20 protein-coding genes and 1 tRNA gene are annotated in these 19,005 nt (G+C 71.4%); 4 read left to right on the forward strand and 17 right to left on the reverse strand.

The annotated features are described in order from the left end of the window. The first annotated feature begins 147 nt into the window (after nucleotides 1-147). The gene (locus tag DYI95_RS11250) at nucleotides 148-759 is read left to right on the forward strand and encodes a Fur family transcriptional regulator (protein WP_116899721.1); all 612 of its coding nucleotides are present in this window, start codon (nucleotides 148-150) and stop codon (nucleotides 757-759) included. Between the two features lie 295 nt (nucleotides 760-1,054). Here DYI95_RS11250 and DYI95_RS11255 read toward each other — a convergent pair whose 3' ends face one another. Then, nucleotides 1,055-1,990 carry a S1C family serine protease gene (locus DYI95_RS11255; RefSeq protein ID WP_116899719.1) on the reverse strand — a complete coding sequence of 312 codons (936 nt, stop codon included), beginning with the start codon at nucleotides 1,988-1,990 and terminating at the stop codon, nucleotides 1,055-1,057. 140 nt (nucleotides 1,991-2,130) lie between these two features. Next, a tRNA-Arg gene (locus tag DYI95_RS11260) sits at nucleotides 2,131-2,205 on the reverse strand. Nucleotides 2,206-2,746: 541 nt separating this feature from the next. Here DYI95_RS11260 and DYI95_RS11265 point away from each other — a divergent pair. Beyond that, nucleotides 2,747-3,184 (forward strand): hypothetical protein, encoded by a 438-nt coding sequence (locus DYI95_RS11265; protein ID WP_116899718.1) that lies wholly within the window; start codon nucleotides 2,747-2,749, stop codon nucleotides 3,182-3,184. Between the two features lie 92 nt (nucleotides 3,185-3,276). After that, a complete protein-coding gene (locus DYI95_RS11270; protein ID WP_116899882.1) occupies nucleotides 3,277-3,831 on the forward strand; it encodes a hypothetical protein in 555 nt (184 codons plus the stop codon). 13 nt (nucleotides 3,832-3,844) lie between these two features. Here the strand turns inward: DYI95_RS11270 and DYI95_RS11275 are convergent, their stop codons facing one another. The 7 genes from DYI95_RS11275 to DYI95_RS11305 all read right to left on the reverse strand — a co-directional run bounded on the left by DYI95_RS11275 (nucleotide 3,845) and on the right by DYI95_RS11305 (nucleotide 10,658). After that, on the reverse strand, nucleotides 3,845-4,252 hold the full coding sequence (locus DYI95_RS11275) for a hypothetical protein (protein WP_116899717.1): 408 nt from the start codon (nucleotides 4,250-4,252) through the stop codon (nucleotides 3,845-3,847). 51 nt (nucleotides 4,253-4,303) lie between these two features. Next, a complete protein-coding gene (locus DYI95_RS11280; RefSeq protein ID WP_116899716.1) occupies nucleotides 4,304-4,981 on the reverse strand; it encodes a hypothetical protein in 678 nt (225 codons plus the stop codon). Then, nucleotides 4,978-6,009 (reverse strand): ArsA family ATPase, encoded by a 1,032-nt coding sequence (locus DYI95_RS11285; RefSeq protein WP_116899715.1) that lies wholly within the window; start codon nucleotides 6,007-6,009, stop codon nucleotides 4,978-4,980. The genes DYI95_RS11280 and DYI95_RS11285 overlap by 4 nt, the downstream gene beginning before the upstream one ends. A 49-nt stretch (nucleotides 6,010-6,058) precedes the next feature. Beyond that, nucleotides 6,059-7,075, reverse strand: a complete 1,017-nt coding sequence (locus DYI95_RS11290) for a TRC40/GET3/ArsA family transport-energizing ATPase (RefSeq protein WP_006902877.1) — start codon at nucleotides 7,073-7,075, stop codon at nucleotides 6,059-6,061. A 71-nt stretch (nucleotides 7,076-7,146) separates the two neighbouring features. Beyond that, on the reverse strand, nucleotides 7,147-7,446 hold the full coding sequence (locus DYI95_RS11295; protein WP_116899714.1) for a hypothetical protein: 300 nt from the start codon (nucleotides 7,444-7,446) through the stop codon (nucleotides 7,147-7,149). A gap of 135 nt (nucleotides 7,447-7,581) precedes the next feature. Next, nucleotides 7,582-9,354: a carbon starvation protein A gene (locus tag DYI95_RS11300; RefSeq protein WP_116899713.1), complete on the reverse strand. Its 1,773-nt coding sequence runs from the start codon at nucleotides 9,352-9,354 to the stop codon at nucleotides 7,582-7,584. Between the two features lie 626 nt (nucleotides 9,355-9,980). Next, nucleotides 9,981-10,658, reverse strand: coding sequence for a hypothetical protein (locus DYI95_RS11305; RefSeq protein WP_116899712.1), 678 nt, complete (start codon nucleotides 10,656-10,658; stop codon nucleotides 9,981-9,983). 390 nt (nucleotides 10,659-11,048) lie between these two features. Here DYI95_RS11305 and accC point away from each other — a divergent pair, with 390 nt between their 5' ends. Further along, nucleotides 11,049-12,404, forward strand: a complete 1,356-nt coding sequence (accC, locus tag DYI95_RS11310) for an acetyl-CoA carboxylase biotin carboxylase subunit (RefSeq protein WP_116899711.1) — start codon at nucleotides 11,049-11,051, stop codon at nucleotides 12,402-12,404. 168 nt (nucleotides 12,405-12,572) lie between these two features. Here the strand turns inward: accC and rpsI are convergent, their stop codons facing one another. The 8 genes from rpsI to DYI95_RS11350 all read right to left on the reverse strand — a co-directional run bounded on the left by rpsI (nucleotide 12,573) and on the right by DYI95_RS11350 (nucleotide 18,979). Further along, nucleotides 12,573-12,968: a 30S ribosomal protein S9 gene (gene rpsI / locus DYI95_RS11315; protein ID WP_040826573.1), complete on the reverse strand. Its 396-nt coding sequence runs from the start codon at nucleotides 12,966-12,968 to the stop codon at nucleotides 12,573-12,575. 191 nt (nucleotides 12,969-13,159) lie between these two features. Then, nucleotides 13,160-13,645 (reverse strand): 50S ribosomal protein L13, encoded by a 486-nt coding sequence (rplM, locus tag DYI95_RS11320; protein ID WP_116899710.1) that lies wholly within the window; start codon nucleotides 13,643-13,645, stop codon nucleotides 13,160-13,162. A gap of 156 nt (nucleotides 13,646-13,801) precedes the next feature. Beyond that, on the reverse strand, nucleotides 13,802-14,839 hold the full coding sequence (gene truA / locus DYI95_RS11325) for a tRNA pseudouridine(38-40) synthase TruA (RefSeq protein WP_116899709.1): 1,038 nt from the start codon (nucleotides 14,837-14,839) through the stop codon (nucleotides 13,802-13,804). 4 nt (nucleotides 14,840-14,843) lie between these two features. Further along, entirely contained in the window at nucleotides 14,844-15,635 is a 792-nt protein-coding gene (locus DYI95_RS11330) for an energy-coupling factor transporter transmembrane protein EcfT (protein WP_116899881.1), read from the reverse strand. Beyond that, complete coding sequence (locus tag DYI95_RS11335) at nucleotides 15,632-16,711, reverse strand: energy-coupling factor transporter ATPase (RefSeq protein ID WP_116899708.1); 1,080 nt, start codon at nucleotides 16,709-16,711, stop codon at nucleotides 15,632-15,634. Before DYI95_RS11335 ends, DYI95_RS11330 begins: the two co-directional genes overlap by 4 nt. A gap of 18 nt (nucleotides 16,712-16,729) precedes the next feature. Next, nucleotides 16,730-17,596, reverse strand: a complete 867-nt coding sequence (locus DYI95_RS11340; protein ID WP_116899707.1) for an energy-coupling factor transporter ATPase — start codon at nucleotides 17,594-17,596, stop codon at nucleotides 16,730-16,732. Nucleotides 17,597-17,640: 44 nt separating this feature from the next. Continuing rightward, on the reverse strand, nucleotides 17,641-17,982 hold the full coding sequence (rplQ, locus tag DYI95_RS11345; protein WP_006902865.1) for a 50S ribosomal protein L17: 342 nt from the start codon (nucleotides 17,980-17,982) through the stop codon (nucleotides 17,641-17,643). 49 nt (nucleotides 17,983-18,031) lie between these two features. Beyond that, nucleotides 18,032-18,979: a DNA-directed RNA polymerase subunit alpha gene (locus DYI95_RS11350; protein ID WP_006902864.1), complete on the reverse strand. Its 948-nt coding sequence runs from the start codon at nucleotides 18,977-18,979 to the stop codon at nucleotides 18,032-18,034. Nucleotides 18,980-19,005 lie beyond the last annotated feature (26 nt).

Consider the following 19,005-nt stretch of genomic DNA (forward strand, 5'->3'; position numbering starts at 1 on the left):
GCGGTCACCTGGCCCCGGCGGAGTCTTTGACGCTGGCAGCCGGTTCCGCCTATAATGGCGATAACGGTTGTATTTTTAGAACCGGTATCGAGTAGTTGGCCGAGCCGGGGGTGGCGGCGCCCCCGCCCGTTCCGTGGGGTGAGCCCGGTGACCATCCGCAGGATCCTGGAGACCCTGGCCCAGCACGAGTACCGCCTGACCTGGCAGCGGTGGGCGGTGGCGGCAGCGGTGGTCCTCAATCAGGACCGCCTGCTGACGGCGGAAGAGCTCTACTCCCAGCTCAAAAAGGATTGGCCGGACATCGGCCTGGCCACGGTCTACCGCACCCTGGACCTGCTGGTCGAGCTGGGGCTGGTGGACCGGGTGCAGGTGGGTGAAGGGCCGACGAAATACGGGCTCCGCAACGCCAACCTGGAGATCCGCCAGCAGCTGGTGTGCGAGTGCTGCGGAGAGGTCGCCCCCGTCGACGACCGCCAGCTGGAGCCGCTGTTCAAGCACCTGGCCCACACCAGCGGCTATCAGATCTCCGAGATCGAAATCAAGGTGACCGGCATCTGCCCGCGCTGCCGCAGCGCCGCGCGCTCTGGCCCAGCTTCCGGGGCCCCCGCTTCCCGGTCCCCCGGAGGCGGCAACGCGGGAGCCGCCGCGGAGGGCGGGGAGCAGGCCACCGCCACCCTGCCGCGCCCCACAGGAAGCCCGGCGCCGGTTCTTCCCGAAGACCCCGGCGCGGGGCGCGCCCAGGCGGGGGACGGCGCCTAGCGCGCCCGCACCTGCGGGATGGCCGGTCGCACGACCTGCCACAGGTGCCGTGGCAGCGCCGTGGCCAAGTGCTCCTGCCGCACCTCCCCGTGGACCCCCAACCGGGTGGCCCCCCAACGGGGCCACCGGCCGCACCCACCGCCTGGCCTGCCGGCCGGGTCCTCCGGCCGACCTTGCCGTCCGGTGGTGAAGCTCCCGGCGAACAATGGCGGCGGCCGCCTCCCGGCGGCCGCCGTCGCATTGTCGGGCAGCTTCCAAGACGCCTCGGGGAGGCGCCTTCTGAGGCGAGATGCCTTCAAGACGCCGACGCCAGGCGCGGGATCTCCTCCACCGGGAACTCCAGCTCGATCAGCTCGCCGCCCCGCAGCACCGTCAGCCGGGCCCGGTCGCCCGGCCGCCGGTAAGCCAGCACCTTGCGGATGGTCCCGGCGTGGGTCACCGGCTGGTCGTCGGCGCGCACCACCATGTCGAAGGGCTTGATGCCCGCCCGCTTGCCCGGCCCGTTGTCGGCCACGTGGCCGACCACCAGGCCGCGGTCCACCGGCAGGGCGAAGAGCTGGGCCAGGGCGGGGTCCACCACGTCGGGCTGGCCCGAGAAGCCCAACCAGGGGTGGGTGGCACGGCCGAACTCGATGATCTGGTTCACCACCCGGCGCACCACGTCGCCCTGCACCGCCAGGCTCATGCCGTGGGACCAGGGGATGCCGTTGACCCCGGCCACGGCGCCGTCCAGGGTGACCAGGGGCCCGCCGGTGTTGCCGGGGTGCATGGGCGCCTGGGTGACGATCAACCCGTCCACAGGAATGCGGTCGGGACGGTACAGGGTCATGTCCACGGTGCTGACGATGCCGAAGGTGGCGTTGAGCTGCAGGTTGAGAGGGTAGCCCGCGGCCACCACGAAGTGGCCCACCCGCAGCTCGGCCGTGGGCCGCCAGGTGGGAAGGGGCCCCGGGAACCGCTCGGCGAGCCGCAACACGGCGATGAAGTACACCGGATCCGACCCGACGACGGTGGCATCCACCTTGGTTCCGCCGGGCAGGGTCACCACCACCTCGGCGGCGTCGTCCACCGTCTGGGCGTTGCAGATCACGTGCCAGTGGTCGAAGAGGATCCCCGTGCCAAAGGCCGTGGTCTGGCGCTTGCGGTCGGTCCCTGCCACGTGGCAGAGGAACGGCCGCACCCGCTCCAGGGTTTCGACAATGGCCGTCTCCCAGCCGAACGGTTGCATCATGGCGATCGCCCCAAGCCGTTGAGCCCGGCGCGCGCCGGGCTTTCGCGAAGTAACCGGCCTTGGAAGGGAAGAAGCGCTACCGGCCCCAATGAACCAAGGGGCGGCGCCGGCCTGTCTTGCACCGGTCACCGCCCCTGATGTGCGCCCGGCAGGAATCGAACCTGCGCAAGACGTGGCTCCGGAGGCCACCGCTCTATCCGCTGAGCTACGGGCGCATGCGCGAGCGCCGGTGGCGCCCGCCGCGCTACTCATTATACCCCGCTCCGGGCATCATGCCAAGGGCTCCCCGGGGCAAGCCGGGCTGCCGGAGCACCGGGCGCTCCGGAAGCCGAGGGCCGCGCGGCCTGGCGGTCGGCGCACCGCGCGCTCCGGCGGCCGGCTTGCCTCGCCGCCCCGCGGGGGCACCGAGCGGCCCGCGGGCGGCGGCCCGGCGGGCCTCGCCCTGCGGGGAGGCGGGTGGCAAGCGTGGCCGGATACGCCCCGTTTCCACCGGGAGGGCGGCTTCAACCTCCGGCGGCTCGCCGGCGCAAGGAAGGTGGGGACCGGCGCCGCCCTTGACGTGGCCCGGCCTGGTCCCGTCCGGGGATGGGCGTCCCGGGCAGGGACCGCGGTGGTGGGCGCCGAATCCTCTTGCCAGGCCTGGTTCAAGGCGCGCGCGGGGTGGATCGCCCCGCAGGGTCGGGCCGGCTCAGCCCGGCGGCCCGCGGCGGGCACCGATCCCCGCCGGCAACCTGCCCGGCAAGGAGGATTGAGCTCATGGTACCCGCAAGCGGGTTGCCGGTTCAACCGGCGCATCCCGGCCGCCACGATGCCGGTGCAGCGCAGGGTAGCGCGCCAGCCGGCCAACATCACCACGGCACCGGTCATCAGCACGGTGATCCGCTGTTGCGCCGGCACGGCCAGCCCCAGGTCCACAGCTGGCTGGCCCAGCGGCCCACCACCTTCTGGGGAAAGGTCAAGCAGTTCGTCTGGGGCTTCCTCTTTTTCGACTGGTATCACGAGCTTCAGCATGCCCGCTCCCAGTACAACGACGTGATGAACCTGGTGCTGTTTGGCGAGCTCTTGGGGATCCCGCTGATGAACTCGTCCATCGGGCTGCGGCTGCTGCCCTATGTCCTGCCCGACCTGGGCGCCTGGAAGCACCGGCAGCTGGAAGAGCACCTGGTCGAGGAGCATGCGCCCCACATCCATTAGGCGTCAGGCCTTGGGGGTTTGGAGGCATGCGCCCCATAAGGGCGCCCCGGGGAACACGGCCCCGGGTGGAACCGGCGGGTGAGGTGAACCCCGTGCCCGAACCGCTTCTGGACCGCATCGCGCTGGCCGTGGCCGTCCTGCTGGTCCTGTGGTGGGTGGCCGGCCGGCAGTGGAACCGGCACCGGGCGGTACAGCTCGCCCGGGTGGCCCGGGAAGCCATGGCCACGCTGGGCGGCGACGTCACGCTGCGCGCCCTGGGTGGCGGCACCAGCGGCTTCATCATGGAAGTGGGCCGCCCCGGGCCGGGCATCCGCTCCGCCCAGATGCTGTGCCTCCTGGAGCCCCGCGATTTTCCCCTGGCCTGGGCCTGGACCCGCTGGCGCGGCCGGCGGGACCAGTTCATCCTGAAGATTGAGGCCACGGCGTCCTTGCGCCCGGCGCGCCTGGAGGGCCGGAGCGGGCCGGCGGGCGGGTTCGGCCTGCGCCGGCTGGTGCTGGCCGCCACCCAGGCCCAAAGTCCCCATGTTCAGGTGAGCTTTGGTGTGGGACCGGGCGAGGAAAGCGACATCCCGCGGGCCGTCCAGCTGGCGGCCGGGCTTGCCCGGGGCGAGCTGCAACTGGCGGCCCGGGGACAGGATTCGGCTTGAGATGCCACTGCTCTTATCCCGCGGCCTGGTCTTCGCCCAGGCACGATGCCAGGAGGCGGTCTATGGCCTCGTAGCCTTCATCCAGCCGCACGCAGCGGCCCGCGGCCACCAGGGCCACTTGGCCGGTGCCGATGCCGTACCGGGTGGCCAGCCACATGCCCCTTAGGGAAGTAAGGGGAACGGTGACCACCTGCAGCCGCCAGCCGAAACGGGCCGCCAGGTGAGCCACAAGGGACTCCAGCTGCCGCTGCCGCGCCTGTTCCTCCGGCGGATAGTCCTGGGTCTGGTCCGCAGGCCACTCCAGGCCACAGCCCGCACCCCAGCCCATGCCGCGCGGGCACATCTTGTAGATGAGGGGAAACAGGCCGACGATCTCCACCCGCAGGGGACGTCGCCGGCTCTTCCTGCCCAGGGTCGCCACTTTCCCGTCCCTCCCTGGCGCACCGGCTTGGCCCCGCCCGCGCCGGATTCCTTAATGGCACCGCCACTCCGCCAGCAGGGCCTCCCAGGCAGCCTCCAGGTCGCCCGGCTCAACGCCTGGCACCGCTTCCAGGCGGATGTGCAGGCGGCGGCGAGTGAAGCCACACTCCAGCACCAGCGCGCGGGCCGGCCGCCACCGGCCGGGGAACCCGCGCCGTACGGCACCTGCGGCCCACCAGCCTGGGTGGCCGTCCAGCAGGCAGGTACCCGTGGCGTCGATCCGGCCGAGCCCCCAATCCCTGGTGGCGGGGCGGCCACCACCTCTCTTCCCTGATGCCCTTGCCTGCGGGACGCCCTTTCCGGTCCGGGGGCCAGCGTTCCGCCCGTCGCGCCCCGCTGCCGACACCGCCTCCGCCGCCGGCGTCCCGGGGCCGGCGGCCACCGCTCCAGCCGGCGTGACATGGAGGAAGAGCTCCGCCCGCAGTGCCGCCCTGCCCCCCGTACCGGTCCGGGCAGCCAGCCACCAGTGGCCACGACCCGCCGTGGCCCAGCTGACGCCATCCCGCACGTGCCAGCGGTCGACCTCGGGCGGGAAGGCTCCGTCCCCCAGGCGCCATCCGGCCGGCACCCCCAGCAGCAGCAGGTTGCACGTGCCGAAGACCACGCTGCGGACGGCCAGCAGGTGGGGCCGGGCGGCGTCCCGCCCGGCCCCCTGGGCCCCCGCGCTCACCCGGTCACCTGGGCCAGGGCCCAGTGCTGGTCGGGATCGAAGAGGTCATCCACCGCCTGCTTGAGGGCGTCCAGGCCGTGCACCTCGCTCTTGTACAGGGGCAGGAAGGCGCGGACCAGGTCGCCCAGTTCCCGCTGGATCCGCTCCAGATAGCCCGCCTGCTCCTGGTACTTGTTCAGAAGGTACTCGTCGCCGCTGGCTTTCTCCACCTCTTCGCCGCGAATGACACCGTTGACCAGGACCCCGCCCACGGGAATGTCATAGGCGCGCACCATCTTGATGAAGCGGGTGACCACGGAGATGGGCAACGCCAGGGGCAGGGTGACGAAGAAGAAGGCGGTCAGGTTGGGGTCGACCAGCAGCCGCTTGACCGCCTTAAACCGCTCGTCCATGGCGATCAGGTCGGCCAGCATGGGGTCCTTCTTGACTTCTTCCATCACCTTTTCCTTGCGGAAGCTCAGCTGCACCCGTAGCGAGAGCGCCTCCTTGCGCGACTCGATCATCCGCTGGAGCCACAGGCCGTAGATCTTGGACAACCCGATGAGCCGCACGGCGTTGGCCACCGCCGCCGTATCGAACACCAAGATGTCGTACTCCTGACCCTCCCGCAGCATGATGTCGACCATCTTGTCGAACATGGCCGACTCTTCGAAGGCAGGGTTCGTCACGGCAATGTCGACGAAGGGCTTGGCATCGACGGGGATGTCCGCATACTTGAGGAATTCCTTCACCCGCTGGCCGATGTTCTCCCGGTAGCGGGCCACCACGTCCGAGGCATCCACCTCGACGGCATGGAGGTTGGGTACGCCCTGTACCGGGCGCACCTGGCCGCCCGACAGGTCCTGGCCGAACACCGACGTCAGCGAATGCACGGGGTTCAGGCTGGCCAGCAGGGTGCGCTTGCCCTGCTCGGCAAAATGGTACGCCAGCACGGCGGCACAGATGGTCTTGCCCACACCACCCTTGCCGCCGGTGAACACGAATTTCAACTGGGGGTGCTCCTGCAAGAAGGCTCCGATATGCTGCACCCGTGGTCACTCCTTTGCGGCTCCCCAGGCCCCGCCCCGGACCCGTCCGTCAGGCCTCCAGGGCGATCTCGCAGTTCATCAGGTAGCGGGAAGCCTGCTCGATCATCTCCAGCCCCTTGGGCTCCCGGGTGAACATGGGCACCACCGACTGGACCCGGTCGCCGAACTTGCGGGCAATGTCGGCCAGGTGCTGCTGTTGCATCAGGACCCGGTTGCGCAGGTACTCCGACGTACCGGGGCGATCCAGCAGCTCCCGCGGGTACACCTGGTTGACCACCAGGCCGGACATCTCCATGCCCAGGGCGTGGAACATCGCCAAAGCCCGCTCGGTGTCGAGGATCGCCATCTTTTCCGGGATCAGCACCATGAAGAAGGCTGTGCGGCGGCGGTCGGTGATGAGGTCGGTGAAGGCCTTGATCTTGTTGCGGATGTCGATCAGTTCCTGCATGACCGCGTCCTCATGGCCCTTCTCGCCCTTGAGGGTCGCGGCAATGGCATCGTACTCGGCCACCTTGGAGCGAGCCTCGGTGATCTTCTCCACCCATTTGGAGAGAATGTCGGCCATGGCCACCATGCGCACCCCGTGGCCGAAGGGCGGCATGTCGAAGATGTAGATGTCGTATTCGTGGGCCGCCACCAGCTCGGCCATGGCATCGTAGGTGGCGGACTCGTACATGGCCGGCTCCGCGGAGGTGGAGTCGATGTACTCCTCGATCTCCCGCGGCACCTCGTCCAGGCCGTACATGTCCTTGATCTTCTGTTTCACCGACGCCTGGTAGTCGGCCACCCGGCGGTCCGCGTCGATCTCGACCACGAACAGGTTGGGGGCCACCTCGATCTCGCCCAGGCCGTAGAAGTTGCGCTCGAAGATATCGCTCAGCGAGGCCTGGGGATCGGTGCTGAAGAGCAGCGTCCGCTTCTTCTTCACCTGGGACATGTACCAGGCCAGGGACGAGCTGGACGTGGTCTTGCCCAGGCCGCCCTTTCCCGCGAAGATGACGATCTCCACGTCGGGGTGCTCGTTGAAGTACGACTCCAGTCCCCGGGGCCGTACCAGGGTGGGCATGCCTCCACTCCTCCCTTTCAGCGTCTCCGGCGGCACCGGCGCCAGGCCCTCTCCAGGAGACTCGCTCATCCTCAGTAGATGGCGTCGGTGAAGTCCCGCTCCCGGAAGACCCGCTGCTTCCACGACTCGATGTTGGGAACGGCGTACGGCAGGATGCGCAGGCTGTAATAGGGCGGCAGCACGGGGATGCCGAGCATGTCGCCCAGGGTGATGAACATGAACAGGTGCTCCAGGTGCATCCGGGTGCGCAGCGCCGCCGTGACGTTGCCGTGGCTCGCCATGCCGTACATGACGCCCCGGAGCTTGGTCAGGAACCCAGCCTTCTGCTCCTTGCGGGCTCCGTTGGCCGGCCCGTCCTTGCGACCCAACATGGGCATGCGCCTCCTTTGTCGACCTTGGCCCGGCCCGGTAGGTGGAACCGGCCCGGCCGCCGCCACGGATGGCGGATCCGGCGGCGGGCCCTGCCGCGGTGGCAGGGCCCGCCGCGACGGCCGCCTCGGTGCCGGTCAGTCGCCCGGTGCCGCCTGCGGCTGGGCCAGCAGGCCCGCCTTGGCGCGGCCGTACGCCTGCAGCGTCAGGATCGCCATCCGCAAGCCGAGGACGAAGAGCACCACGCCGATCAGCACCGACGCCCAGTCGATGATGTTGGCGACGGTGGGCGCCAGGGTCTTGAGCGGGTCCTGGGTCAGCGTCTTGGCGGGCCCCCCCAGGGCGGCCTGGAGGAAGCGCACCGTCTGGACGGCGATGGCCGCCAGGGTGGTGACGATCATGAACAGGGCCGGGACCAGGGTGTAGCGGCTGGGCGCCTTGACCCGGGCCAGGTGGATGGTAATCAGCATCAGGGCCAGGCCGGCCAGCAGCTGGTTCGACCCGCCGAAGAACAGCCAGATGTTGTTCCACGAGCCGCTGACCGCCATGATCCATGGCAGCAGCAGGCCGATGAAGGTGGCCACATGCTTCTGGGCCAGGATGCTCTCGCCGAACACCTCGACGGAGACCAGGCGCCAGAAGCGGGTGACCAGGGCCTGGACGGTGATGGCGTAGATGACCAGCACCGTACCGAAGAACACGCGAATGGCGTTGTCGGACATGAAGGCGCCAAGGATCGGCTTGGTGATCAGCGTCGCTCCGAACACCCAGGAACCGACGCTGGCGCCGCCCAGCTCGGCGATGCGCTCCGGGCTGAGCACCATGTAGGAGGCCAGGGACACCAGCGCCAGCAGGCCCTCGCCCAGCATGGCGCCGGCGCCCACGGGGTGGGCGTCGGGCTCGATGTCCAGCTGCTTGGCGGTGCTGGACGAGCTGACCAGGCTATGCCACCCCGAGATGGCACCGCAGGCGATGGCCGTGAACAGCACAGGCCACATGGGGTTGCCGCCAGCGGCAAAGCTGCCCTTGGGCCCCCAGAAGCCGACATACGCCGGCTGCGCCAGGGTGACCCCGGTCAGGGGGGTGATCAGCGCGCCCACCAGGATCACCAGCACCGCGAACATGGCGGGGAAGAAGGACACGTAGTTGAAGGGCTGGATGAAGGTGGGCAGCGGCAGGATCGAGCCCACGTACAGGATGACGCAGCACAGCGCCGCCCAGAGCCAGACGTTGAAGTTCAGCGCGCCCTGGGCCGTCAGGTTGAACTTCACCGCCTGGCCGATGCTGGTGGAACCCAGCCAGAAGGACAGGATCATCAGGGCGAAGGCGATCAGGGTCACCGCGCCCACGTTCATCCGGCGCTTGTACAGCAGCTGGCCGCAGATCACACCGGTGAGGATGATGCCGGCGGTGGCCACGAACGACCCCGCGAAGGTGTTCCAGAATACGGCGATCAGCTGGATGAAGGTGGCCGAGATGATCAGCAGGTAGAACAGGATGAAGCCCAGCAGGGTACTGCGTCCCGCGGCCCCGGTGAACTCGTAGGTGATCGGACCGAAGGACCGCCCCTGGTTGCGCACCGACAGCATGATGGCCCCGTAGTCCTGGAGCCAGCCGATGAAGAAGTTGCCGAAGATGATCCACAGCAGGGCGGGGACCCAGCCGTACTGGATGGCGATGAAGGGTCCCAGAATGGGCCCCAGGGCGGCGACGCTCTTGTACTGGTAGCCCCAGAGCACGTAGCGGCTGACGGGGAAGTACTCGACCCCGTCGGTGTACATGTGGGCCGGCGTGGTGCGGTTGGGGTCAGGCCGCCAGACCGTGCGGTCGTACCAGCGCCCGTATCCCCAGTAGGCGATGCCGTAGGCGATCAGCGCCAGCACCACGAACATCGCCGGCGAGTTGAGCATGGCCCTCTCCCCTTTCCCCTCGAGCGCGCGTCGCCAGGCGGGCGCGGCTCCTGCGGGCGATGCCGTCTTGCCACCCTTCCGCGGGCCGGGGATGATGACGGGCCATGACTCCTGTTGGGATCGACCGGCCCGCCGGCGACCCGGTGCGGGCCGCCCTGCCGGCGCTGGCCTGGAGCCGCAACCGGCGGCGGGACGGCGGCGGATCCCGGCCTGGGTGAGGGCCGGCGATGCCGCCCGGCGGCGATGAGCCCGCGGAAGGCGAAACTCCGGGCTCCGATACCGGCCTCCAGGGTGCATCCCGAAGGCATACCCCGGGTGGCCGGCGCGGGCCCGGACCTCAGACTGGTGGTCTCAGGCGCCGGTCAACCGCCCTGCACCCGCCGGACCGGCCCGAGGCCGGGCCCGCCCGCAGCCGGTGCCGGGCGACCTTCCACCTCCCTGCCTGGAGTCCCGGCCGGCGATCCCTCCCCCAGCGGGGACCGGCGGCGGGACGCCTTTCCCATCCCAGGGCCCGCCCGGTTTGTCCGAAACCGGTGGCGTGGTCCCGTTTAGCGGTGGATTTCGTCGAGCGGAAGGAAGTTCCTGCTCCCCGGCGGTCCGGGCAGCTCGCCGGCCCCGCCCCCCATTCAACTGAGGAGCCACCACACGGGCACGCCCGCCAGACCCGCCCCCGCCCGCTCCTGGGGGCCAAACCCGGCCAGGTTGGCCGGCAGAACCACCGGGGCAGGGACGGGTTCTTCCAGGTTCCGCAGGAGCTCCCGCCGCACCCGGGCCAGTTCCGCCGCCAGGCGCGACGGGACCTGGTGGTCCCCCTGGAGTCCTGCGGGCATGATGACCGGACCGGCCGCCGCCGGGGCCCACGCGGTCACCCGGGCCCAGGCCCGGGCCCATAGAGGCGGCGCCGTCAGGGCATCCCAGGGGAGCAGCACCCAGCGGGTGCCGGGCCACCGGCCGGCGACCTCCAGAAGGGCCTGCAGGTGCTCCGGGTCCCGGGCCGTCACGCCCTGGAGGACCGTGCCCCACAGGGGCGCCACGGCAGGAGCCGGCACCGGCGTCACCAGCACCCGGGGTGCCGGGTAGCGGCCGGCCGGTCCGCCTTCCGGCCTGCGGAGCTCGTCGCCGTCCAGTTCGTCAAGATCCGATAGGTAGGTTATGGTATAACGGTCCGGGACGAGCCGGACGCCGGGCCGGGGAGGGACCGGGCCGCCGCCCGGGGGACGCAGCCCCGCGGCCGGCAGCAGCCAGCGGTCCCCGGGCTCCCACGGTACGGCGGGACGGGGGGAAGCCTGACGATCGGCCATCATGCCATCATCCTTCCCGTTCTGTCATGGCGGTGCCGCCGCCCCTCGCCGCGGTGCCACCGCCCGGTTCCCTGGCCGGCAATGGCTCCGGCGAAGGGCCACCGCTGGGGCGGGCCGCTCCAGCCGGCAGCCGGGGCGATGGTCCCGGGCCGCAGGCCGCGCAGGCCGGCCGGCCACGGCTTCTTCACCCGCCGGCCGGGGCAACGTCGCCTGCCGGCACGGCGGGCGCCCACCGGCCGTCCCGGCTGCCCCCGGGGCGGCGGGGGCGCCCGGGGGCAGCCCGCCCGGCCGGGAACCTGCTTTCAGCATGGTGCCGGTCCGCGGCACAGGCAAGGACCGCGGAGCGCAGGAAACGCCGGCCCGGCTGCGAACCTTCACGGGGAGGTCGAGGCCATGTTCCAGAAGATTCTGATCGCCAACCGCGGCGAGATCGCCGTGCGCATCATCCGGGCGTGCCGGGAGCTGGGCATCCGCACCGTGGCGGTGTTCTCGGAGCCCGACGAGGACGCCCTGCACGTGGCCATGGCCGACGAAGCCTACTGCATCGGCCCGGCCCCGGCCACCCGCAGTTACCTGCACATCCCCAGCCTCATCGAGGCGGCCAGCAAGGCCGGCGTGGACGCCATCCACCCGGGCTACGGCTTCCTGTCGGAAAACGCCCACTTCGCGGCCGTTTGCAAGACGTGGGGGATCGAATTCATCGGCCCGCCCCCGGAGGCCATCGAGACCATGGGGCTCAAGTCCCTGGCCCGGGAGGCCATGCTGCGGGCCGGCGTGCCCGTGGTGCCCGGCAGCGAGGGTACGGTGGACGATGAAGACGAGGCCCTGGAGATCGCCCGGCGGATCGGCTACCCGGTCCTGGTCAAGGCGGCGGCGGGCGGCGGCGGCCGGGGCATCCGGGTGGCGCGGAACGAGCAGGAACTGGCCCAGGCCATAGCGTCGGCCCGCCGGGAGGCCGAATCAACCTTCGGCAACGGCGCCGTCTACCTGGAGAAGTTCCTGGAGGAACCCCGCCACATAGAGATCCAGGTGATGGCCGACAAGCACGGCCACACCCTGCACCTGGGCGAGCGGGAGTGCTCGGTGCAGCGGCGCCGGCAGAAGCTGATCGAAGAGGCGCCCTCGCCGGTGATGACGCCGGAGCTGCGCCAGCGGATGGCGGAGGCGGCCATCCGCGCTGCCGAGGCGGTGGAGTACGTGGGCGCAGGCACGGTGGAGTTCCTGGTGGACCGGGACGGCCACTTCTACTTCATCGAGATGAACACCCGGATCCAGGTGGAGCACCCCGTCACCGAGATGATCACGGGCATCGACCTGGTTAAGGAGCAGATCCGGGTGGCCGCCGGCGAACCCCTGTCCTTCACCCAGGACGACGTGGCCTTCCGGGGTTGGGCCATGGAATGCCGGATCAACGCGGAAGACCCCGGCAACCGCTTCCTGCCCTCCCCCGGCACCATCACCGCCTGGGAACCGCCGGCCGGTCCCGGCGTGCGCCTGGATGCCGGCTTCCGGGCCGGCTCGGTGGTCCAGCCCTTCTACGATTCCCTCGTAGGCAAGCTGATCGTCTGGGGTCGCGACCGGCAGGAGGCCATCGCGCGCATGCAGCGGGCCCTGGCGGAGTTCCACATCGACGGCATCCGGACCACCATCCCGCTTTACCAGGAGATCCTGCGCCGCGACGACTTCCGCCAGGGCCGGTTCCACACCCGCTGGCTGGAGGAAGAGGTGCTGGCCGGACCGGCAGGCTAGGAGGCCATCGGCCGGCAAAGGGAGCCGGCGCCCGGCGGGTTCGACCCGCCGGGCGCCGTGTTGCGACGGATACCGTGCCGTGAGTTTTCCCGGGCAATGGAATCCTGAAGAATCCGGCCGGCGGGCGTCCCCTGGCCGGCTCGGCCCCGCGGGCATGCAGCCCGGGGATCAGCGCTTGGAGAACTGCGGCGCCTTGCGGGCCTTCTTGAGGCCGTACTTGCGGCGCTCCTTGACCCGGGGATCCCGCGTCAGCAGCCCCGCCTGCTTCAGGGGCTTGCGGTAGGACTCGTCCACGCGGAGCAGGGCGCGGGCGATGCCGTGCCGCACGGCCCCCGCCTGGCCGGAGATGCCGCCGCCGCCCACCCGGGCAAGCACGTCGTACTTGCCCAGCGTCCCCGTCACCTTGAGGGGACGCTCCACTTCGGCCCGCTGGGCAATGGTAGGGAAATACTCCTCCATAGGGCGGCCGTTGATGATGATCCGCCCGTCTCCCGGGATCAGGCGGACCCGCGCCACGGCCTCCTTGCGCCGCCCGGTGCCCCAGTAAACGGCTGTGGTCGCCACCTTCTCACCTCGCTTCCCGCCGAACCTGTGCCGCACGCCAATGCCGTCCTCGTGCCGTGCTCGAAGCCGGTCGCACCGGGTCACCCCGGCGAGTGACGACCGGCCGGACCGGCTCCAGCCGTGGGCCCCGGCCGATTCCGCCCGCCCTGGCGGAGCACCGGCCGGCGGGCCCGCGGCCCGGCCTGCGCCGGCTAGCCGTCCTGGCCGGCAGCCGCGCCGCCGTCCCAGACCGGCGTGCCGTCGCTACGCAGGACCAGGGGGCGCGGCTGCTGCGCCTGATGAGGGTGCTCCGCCCCGGCGTAGACGTGCAGCTTGCGGAATTGCCGGCGCCCCAGGGCAGTGCGCGGCAACATGCGCCGCACGGCCAGTTCGACCATCCGCTCCGGCCGGGTCTCCAGCAGGCGCCGCGCCGTTACGGCGCGCAGGCCGCCGGGGTAGCCGGTGTGGCGGTAGTAGACCTTCTTGTGGAGCTTTTCGCCCGTCAGGCGCACCTTGGCAGCGTTGACGACGATGACGTGGTCCCCCGTGTCCACGTGGGGCGTATAGATGGGCTTGTGCTTGCCCCGCAGGATCTTGGCCACCTGGCTGGCCAGACGGCCAAGGGGTACGCCCGCAGCGTCGATCACGTACCACTGCTGCTGCACGTCCTGGGGGCGGGCCATGAAGGTGGTCCGCATGGTGTTGCCTCCCGTCGTTCCGGTCCCGGGGCGAAATCAAGAAAGGAGCCCGCGGCGCCGCCGGGGCCGTTATGACGCCAGGAACCCGATAAAAACAGCATTTTCTATGCTAGCCGGAGGTCTCCCGCCTGTCAAGGGAACACGACGCCGGGCGTATCAAGGCCGGGAAAGGCCGGGCGGGGCGCCGGGCCAGGGAGGCCCCTCGGCCACCCAGTCGTCGTACTCCACCCGCCAGAGGATCAGGCCGTGGGCCGGCGCCGTGGGTCCGGCCAGCTGCCGCCGGCCCGTGGCCAGCAGCGTGTCCACGTGGCCGGCGGGCCAGCGTCCCCGCCCAATCTCCACCAGGGTACCCACGATGCCGCGGGCCATATGCATCAGGAACCCGTCGGCTTCCAGCACGATCCGCAGCAGTGGGCCGTGTTCCTCCAGGCGGCAGCGATAGAGGGTGCGGCGGGTATTCCGTACCGGAGACCCCGCCGCCTTGAAGGCTGCAAAGTCGTGGTGGCCCTCCAGGCGCCGGGCCGCTTCAGCCATGGCCGCCACATCCAGAGCCAGCGGCAGGTGCCACTGCCACCGCCGGTGCAGGGGGTCCGCCACGGGCGCCCTCCACAGGTGGTACACGTAGGTCTTGCGCCGGGCGGCGTACCGGGCGTGGAACCCCGCCGGCGCCTCGCCGGCGGCGACGGCCGCCACGTCGGGCGGGAGCAGACCGCGCAAGGCCGGTACCAGGCGCTCCACCGGGAAGGGACGGGCGGTCTGCCAGTGGATGACCTGGGCCCGGGCATGCACGCCGGCGTCCGTGCGGCCGGCGGCGGTCACCCGCACGGGATGGCCCAGCAGCCGGGAGATGGCCTCTTCCACCACCTGCTGGACGGTGCGCCGGCCGGCCTGGCGCTGCCAGCCGGCGAAGTCGGTGCCGTCATAGGCCAGCACGGCCCGCAGCGTCCGCTGGCCGGCCGGTACCGGACGATACCCGGCGCCGGGGCCGGCGGGCGCCTTCCGGGCTCCGCCCGGTCCCGGCACGGACCCCCGCGGCGTGATGCCGGGATCAGCGGGTTCGCCGCGCCCCGCCCCGGGCGGGGGAGCCGCAGCGGCCTCCGCCCCTGCGGCACCGGGCAGGGCGCCGGGGCCGGCGGGGCCGGGCTCGGCGCGGCGGCGTTCGTCCTGGTCGTGCTGGTCCCAGGGTCCCGGCATGCCTCTACCGCCCCCACCACAGGGTAATCCCAAACAGGACGGCGGCCAGCGCCACGGCCATGGCGTCGGCCCGCCCCGGCCGCAGCTGCCGGTAGCGGGTGCGCCCCGCACCGCCGCGGTAGCCGCGCGCCTCCATGGCCAGTGCCAGGTCATCGGCGCGGCGGAAGGCGCTGACGAACAGGGGGACCAGCAGGGGAACCAGCGCCCGCAGCCGCTGCACCGGCCCGCCGCGGTGGAACCGGGCGCCCCGCGCCAGTTGGGCCTTCATGATGCGGTCCGCCTCTTCCGCCAGGGTGGGGATGAAGCGCAGGGCAATGGTCATCATCATGGCCAGCTCGTGGGCAGGCACCCTTCGGCCCAGGCGCCGCAACAGCGCCTCCAGCCCGTCGGTCAGGGCGATGGGCGAGGTGGTCAGGGTCAGCAGGGAGGCGGCCGCTACCAGCAGCAGCAGCCGGACCGCCAGGCGCAGGCCCAGCTCCAGCCCCTGGCGGGTCGCCGCCAGCGGTCCCAGATGGGCCAGGGGATCACCCGGCACGGCCACCAGATTGAGCACCAGGGTGAGCGCGGCCAGCCAGGCCATGGGCCTCAGGCCGGCCACCAGGTAAGCCAGCGGCAGCCCGGCCGCCAGGGTGCCGGCCAGAACCACGGCGGCCAGGAGCCCGTAGGCGGCCCACTCCCGGACCAGGAACAGCACCACGGTGTAGCCCGCCAGCAGGGCGATCTTGGTGCGGGGGTCCAGCCGGTGGACGGGGCTTTCGCCGGGGACGTACTGGCCGACCAGAGGCTCGGGGATCACGGGCTTCCCTCCTCCGGCACGGGCGGCCCGGGGATCGCGGCGGGCCCCGGGCCGCACCCACCGCCCTCCCCGGGAGCCCGCCGGTCGCCGGCCCCGGCCTGGCCCGGCAAGGCCCCCTGCGTCCCGCCATCTCCGCCCGTGGTCTGCGCGCCTGCAACGGGTGCGCCCGCCCCGTCAGGGGCGGAGGGGCGACCGTCCCGGCCGGCCACTGGCCCCAGCAGGTGCCCCACGGCCAGGAGCTCGGCTTCGGCTTCGTCCAGGCTCACGCGCCGGGGGTTCACCGGCAAGCCGCGCCGGGCCAGCTCGCCCAGCAGCCGGGCCGTGGCGGGGGGCCGCAGGCGGCACTCCGCCAGCAGGTCTTCGTCCGCCAGCACCTCGCCTGCAGGGCCGTCGGCCACCACCCGGCCGTCCCGCATCAAGACTACGCGCCGGGCCAGGGCGGCCACCTCGTCGACGTCATGGGATACCAGCACCACCGTCAGGCCCGCGTCCCGGTGGAGCCGGTCCAGCAGTTCCACCAGGGCCGCCCGTCCTTGAGGATCCAGGCCCGCCGTGGGTTCGTCCAGGACCAGGGTCCGGGGCATCATGGCCAGCACCCCGGCGATGGCCACTCGCCGCATCTGGCCGCCGCTCAGGCTGAAGGGCGAGCGGTGGGCCAGCTCCGGATCCAGGCCTGCCAGGGCCATGGCCCGCTGGACCCGGGCGGCCACCTCCTCCTCGGCCAACCCCAGGTTCCGCGGTGCAAAGGCGATGTCGTCCCACACCGTTTCGGCGAAGAGCTGCTGCTCGGGAAACTGGAAGACCAGGCCCACCCGGCGGCGCGCCTCGGCCAGGCGGTCGTCCCGGTCGCGCCCGGGCGCCCAGAGATCCAGGCCGTCCACCTCCACGCGCCCGCGGGTGGGGCGCAAGAGGCCGTTGAAGTGCTGGACCAGGGTGGACTTGCCGCTGCCGGTGGGCCCCATGATGGCCACCCTTTCCCCGTCGGCGATGGCCAGGCTGACCCCCTTGAGGGCCTCCCGGGCGGCATAGCCCGCGCCGCCGTAGACGTGAACCAGCCCCTCGACCCGAATGGCCATGGCCTCTCCGCCCGCCCCTCAGGGCCTTTCCCGGGCCGCGGCCGGGGACAGCCCCAGGGCGGCCAGGAAGTCGTCCACCGTGATGATGCCCGGCGGCAGGCGCCACCCGCGCCGGCGCAAGCGGGCGGCCAGCTGGCCCATGGGGGGCGGCACCAGGCCCAGCCGTTCCAGCCAGGCGGGCCGGCCGAAGAGGTCCCGGGGCGCGCCGGTCGCCACGATCCGGCCCCGGTCCATCACCGCCACCCGCTGGGCCCGGGCCGCTTCTTCGAGGAAGTGGGTGATGAGGACCACGCTGATGCCCTTCTCCCGGTGGAGCCGGCCCACGGTGCCCAGCACCTCCGCCCGGCCGGCGGGGTCCAGCATGGCCGTGGCTTCGTCCAGCACCAGGCAGGCGGGTTCCATGGCCAGCATGCCGGCCAGGGCCACCCTTTGCTTCTGCCCGCCGGACAGGCGGTGGGGCGGGTCGGTCCGCCGCTCCCAAAGGCCGACCGCCTCCAGGGCGGCCCGCACCCGGCGCCGGATCTCCTCCCGGGGCAGGCCCAGGTTCTCGGGTCCGAGGGCCACGTCTTCCTCCACCGTGGGGGCCACCAGCTGGTTGTCCGGGTTCTGGAAGACCAGGCCCACCAGCCGGCGGATCTCCCAGCGGGCCTCGGGATCCGCCGTGGAATGGCCTGCCACCCGCACCTCGCCCCGGGTGGGCAGGATCAACCCGTTGAGCAGCCGGGCCAGGGTCGACTTCCCGGATCCGTTGGCGCCGACCACCGCCAAAAACTCACCCCGGCGCACCTCGAGGTCGATGCCCCGCAGGGCTTCGACGGCGTCGGGTTGGCCGGGGTGGTACACGTAACTGACTTGCCGAACCTCGATCAGTGGTTCCCCCGTCACGGCGCCGGGCCCTCCACCGCCGCGCCGGGCCGGGCCACCGGGGCTCACACCAGCTCCAGAAGCGCCATGGGCGCGCCGTCGCCCCGGCGCGGCTCCAGCTTCAGGACGCGGGTGTAGCCGCCGGCCCGGTCGCTGTAGCGCGGTCCGATGACGTCAAACAGCTTCTTGACCACCTGCTTGTCGTAGAGCACCGCCAGCGCCTGGCGCCGGGCATGAAGGTCGCCGCGGCGGGCCAGGGTGATCAGGTGCTCGGCCAGCCGCTGGGCCTCCCGGGCCCGGGTCTCGGTGGTCTCGATCCGCTCGTGGATGAACAGCGACGTCACCAGGTTCCGGACCAGGGCCTGGCGCTGGTCCGTGGGCCGGTTCAACCGGGATTTGTGCGCCATGATCATTCCCTCCTGCTGCCTGCCCCCGGCCGGTCCCAGGGCCGGGCCGTCAGTCCTCAGGCTGCTTCAGCGACAGCCCCAGGGCAGCCAGCTTCTCCTCCACTTCCTCCAGCGACTTCTTGCCGAGGTTGCGCACCCGCATCATGTCCTCGGGGGTCTTCTCCACCAGCTCGCCGATGGTGTTGATGCCAGCCCGCTTCAGGCAGTTGTAGGAGCGCACCGAGAGGTCCAGCTCGTCGATGCTCATCTCCAGCAGCTTGGCGCGGGCATCGTCTTCCTTCTCGACGGCCGTCCCGGTGCCCCGCGCCTGGTCGGTCAGGGTGAGGAACAGGGCCAGGTGATCCGTCAGGATCTGGGCCGCCTGGCTGGCCGCCTCATCGGGCGCGATGGTGCCGTTGGTCCAGACCTCCAGGGTCAAACGGTCGTAGTCCGTCACCTTCCCCACCCGGGTGTTCTCCACCTGGAAGTTCACCTTACGGATGGGCGTGAAGATGGAATCGACGGGAATCACCCCGATGCTGCGGTCGGGGTCCTTGTTGCGGTCGGCCGGCACGTAACCGCGGCCCCTCTGCACGGTCATCTCCATGAAGAGCCGGCCGTCGGGTTCCAGCGTGGCGATCAGGTGATCGCCGTTGACGATCTCCACGTCCGGCGGCGTGATGATGTCGGCCGCCCGCACCTCCCCCTCGCCCTGGGCCTCGATGCGCAGGACCTGGGGTTCGTCGGTATACATCTTGATGGCCAGTTCCTTCAGGTTGAGGATGATCTCCGTCGTATCCTCGACCACGCCCGGCAGGGTGGAGAACTCGTGCAGCACCCCTTCGATGCGCACGCTGGTGACCGCCGCGCCGGGCAAGGACGAAAGCAGGACCCGGCGCAGGGCATTGCCGAGGGTAATGCCGTACCCGCGCTCCAGCGGCTCGACGACGAACCGGCCGTACGTCCCGTCGTCGCTGAGCTCCACCGTTTGGATGGTCGGCTTCTCCATCTCGCTCATGGCTCCGCCCCTCCTGTCGAGCCGCC

Origin of the sequence: Thermaerobacter sp. PB12/4term (assembly GCF_003403315.2) — a bacterium.
GTDB lineage: Bacteria > Bacillota > Sulfobacillia > Thermaerobacterales > Thermaerobacteraceae > Thermaerobacter.